The 3525-nt window shown below is 36.5% G+C and carries 4 protein-coding genes; 3 read left to right on the top strand and 1 reads right to left on the bottom strand.

Translation table 11 applies throughout. The features are described from left to right. The coding region (locus AC06OU_RS14370; RefSeq protein ID WP_475856694.1) for a hypothetical protein at nucleotides 1–220 on the bottom strand (220 nt) is incomplete at its 3' end. Between the two features lie 400 nt (nucleotides 221–620). Here AC06OU_RS14370 and miaB point away from each other — a divergent pair. The 3 genes from miaB to AC06OU_RS14385 form a co-directional block, all read left to right on the top strand. Continuing rightward, complete coding sequence (gene miaB / locus AC06OU_RS14375) at nucleotides 621–2168, top strand: tRNA (N6-isopentenyl adenosine(37)-C2)-methylthiotransferase MiaB (RefSeq protein ID WP_251552869.1); 1548 nt, start codon at nucleotides 621–623, stop codon at nucleotides 2166–2168. After that, on the top strand, nucleotides 2168–2602 hold the full coding sequence (locus AC06OU_RS14380) for a YlbF/YmcA family competence regulator (protein WP_169358661.1): 435 nt from the start codon (nucleotides 2168–2170) through the stop codon (nucleotides 2600–2602). Before miaB ends, AC06OU_RS14380 begins: the two co-directional genes overlap by 1 nt. 220 nt (nucleotides 2603–2822) lie before the next feature. Next, nucleotides 2823–3525: TAXI family TRAP transporter solute-binding subunit (locus AC06OU_RS14385; RefSeq protein WP_475856697.1), on the top strand; the 703-nt coding region annotated here is incomplete at its 3' end.

The following is a 3525-nucleotide window of genomic DNA, read 5'->3' on the forward strand; positions in this document are numbered from 1 at the left end:
ATAAACGAGTTGAAAACCGCCCATAAACAAAGAAAGCGCCCATAAGTAATAGCAAAGTGCCCCATAACAAGTTGAGAACCGCCCATAAAGCGTGTACAAGTGCCCCATAAATTACAGAAACCCGCCCATAAACAAAGAAAGCGCCCATAAGGAATAGCAAAGTGTCCCATAACAAGGTGAAAACGGCCCATAAAATATGGACAAGTGTCCCATAAATCACAGTAAATCGCCCACAAACAAAGAAAGCGCCCATAAGTAATAGCAAAGTGTCCCATAAACGAGTTGAAACAGCCCATCAAGTATGTTCAAGTGTCCCATAAACTCCAACAACCACCCATAAACGTAAACTCACCAAAACTCCATACTAGAAGTTTCTCCCAAACCACCATTACAACCTAAAAAAGGACCCCCTAAAACAAGGGAATCCCAGCAGCACAAAATCTACTATTTAAATCACAATCTTATCTAATTCCCATTAAGTGCACTATATAAACCAAAAAACCGTACATATTTTGTCTAAATAAGAAATTTTAAGCTTAATGCCTTGTAGCAATGCAGCACTATTCAGTATAATAGGATGGATATTCGGATTTTGGCGAATGAAAGAAAGGGGAGTTCTTATGAACGAGGAATCACGTTTACAAAGTACTCAAATAAAAGAAACTACTTCTCCCGAGAAAAACGTGGAGAAAGATTATAGCAAATATTTTCAAGCAGTTTACACTCCCCCGTCCTTAAAAGATGCAAAAAAACGTGGGAAAGAAGAAGTGGCTTACCACAACGACTTTTCAATTGCAGATGAATTCAAAGGGATGGGACAAAATCGTAAATTTTATATACGTACCTATGGATGTCAAATGAATGAACATGACACAGAAGTAATGGCTGGGATTTTCATGCAGTTGGGATATGAGCCAACTAATACAGTGGAAGATGCTAATGTCATCCTTTTAAATACTTGCGCTATTCGTGAAAACGCGGAGAACAAAGTATTTGGTGAACTTGGTCATTTAAAGCATTTAAGAAGAAACAATCCTGATTTGCTGATTGGCGTATGTGGATGTATGTCCCAGGAAGAATCCGTAGTAAAGAAAATTTTGAAAACGTACGATCAAGTAGATATGATTTTTGGTACACACAATATTCACCGTCTACCTAACATTCTTAATGAGGCGTACCTATCAAAAGAGATGGTTATTGAAGTATGGTCTAAAGAAGGAGATGTAATAGAGAACCTTCCACGAGTACGTAAGGGGTCTATTAAAGCCTGGGTTAACATTATGTATGGCTGTGATAAGTTCTGTACATATTGCATCGTGCCATATACACGAGGTAAAGAGCGTAGCCGTCGACCAGAGGATATAATTCAAGAAATACGCCACCTTGCAGCTCAAGGCTATAAGGAAATTACACTGCTTGGTCAGAATGTAAACGCTTATGGAAAAGACTTTACAGACTTAGATTATCGTTTTGGCGACTTAATGGATGATTTAAATAAAATTGATGTAGCGAGAATTCGTTTTATGACTAGTCACCCAAGAGACTTTGATGATCATTTAATCGAAGTATTAGCAAAGGGCGGCAACTTGGTAGAGCATATTCATTTACCAGTTCAGTCAGGATCATCTGATATTTTAAAAATTATGGCTCGTAAATATACAAGAGAACATTATTTAGAGCTAGTAAGAAAGATTAAAACAGCTATTCCGAATGCCTCATTGTCAACGGATATTATTGTTGGTTTTCCTAATGAAACGGACGAACAATTTGAGGAAACGTTATCTCTTTATAAAGAGGTAGGATTTGAAATTGCATACACTTATATTTATTCTCCACGTGAAGGCACTCCAGCAGCTAAAATGATTGATAACGTGCCAATGGAAGTGAAGAAGGAAAGACTTCAACGTTTAAATGCACTAGTAAATGAAATGTCTGCAGAGGCAATGAAAAAGCTTGAAGGTGATATTGTGGAGGTATTGGTAGAAGGGGAAAGTAAAAATAACCCTGATGTACTTGCTGGCTATACCCGAAAAAGCAAACTAGTGAATTTTGTTGGCCCTAAAGATATTATCGGGAAGCTTGTTCAAGTTAAAATTACAAATGCAAAAACATGGTCACTTACTGGTGAACTAGTAGAAGCAACAATTGAGGAAAAGGTGGGTATATAATGACTACTAAATACACTAGAGATGATATTATTGAAAAGGCAAGAGAAATAGCTACTATGATTGCAAACACGGAAGAAGTTGACTTCTTTAAACGTGCAGAAGCACAAATTAATGAAAATCAATCCGTTCGTGAGAAAATTGCTAGCTTAAAGAGCTTACAGAAACAAGCTGTTAACTTCCAACATCTTGGAAAAGAAAAAGCATTGAAAATGATTGAAGGTAAAATTGCTGCAATAGAAGAAGAAATCGACAGCATTCCAATTGTTCAAGAGTTTAAGCAATCTCAAGGTGATGTAAATAGTCTTTTACAGCTTGTTGCTAATTCAATCTCCAACAATGTTACTAACCAAATTATTGAATCTACCGAAGGTGATCTTCTTAGAGGAGAAACTGGCTCTAAGGTCAAAAACACTACTTACGATAGCTGTTCATAATTATAAACGACAAAACATACACTGTATCTACACGATACAATGTATGTTTTTTTATTTGGACAAAATTCTTATTGTCTGTTGAAATCTCTGGAATTAACACTCGCTACTTTTCGGCAAATTAACGGAATTTACTTAATTAATTGACATCGTGTGAAGTATTTATGATAGAATTATAGAGAACAAAGGGTACTTTTATATAAAAAGGGAGGAAATGTAAAATATGAAAACTAGACAATTTAAATGGTTAGCAGTCTTAAGCATTTTTGCTGTAATTTTTTTAGCGGCATGTGGTTCTGATGACTCTGACAGTGAAAATGGCTCTGGAGACTCAGCTAAAACAAAAGCAGATTATAAATTTTTAAGTATATTAACTGGTGGAACGCAAGGTACGTATTACCCACTAGGTGGTACTTTTGCTGATTTAGTTACTGAAGAGACAGGTATAAAAACAACTGCTGAGGTATCTCAAGCTTCCGCTGCGAATATGACAGCTTTACATGAAGATGATGAAGGGCAAATTGCCTTCGTACAAACTGATATCGCTTATTATGGTACAGAAGGAACAGAAATGTTCGAAGGAAACAAGTTAGATACGGTAGTTGCAATTGGTGCACTTTATCCAGAAACGGTTCAACTAGTTACCTTAGCGGATTCAGGAATTAATTCATTTGAGGATCTTAAAGGCAAAAAGGTTTCTGTAGGGGCTCCTGGTTCAGGAACATATGCAAATGCTGAGCAGCTTTTAGAAATTCATGGTCTATCAATAGAAGATGATATTGAAGCTCAAAACTTAGATTTTGGTGAATCTACTGATGGGTTATCAACTGGACAAATTCAAGCTGCATTTATCACTGCAGGTTACCCAAGGTCCGCAGTGGAAGCTTTAAATGCAACTAAAAAAGTAAATATTATTTCTGTTACAG

This window comes from Psychrobacillus sp. (genome assembly GCF_056205495.1).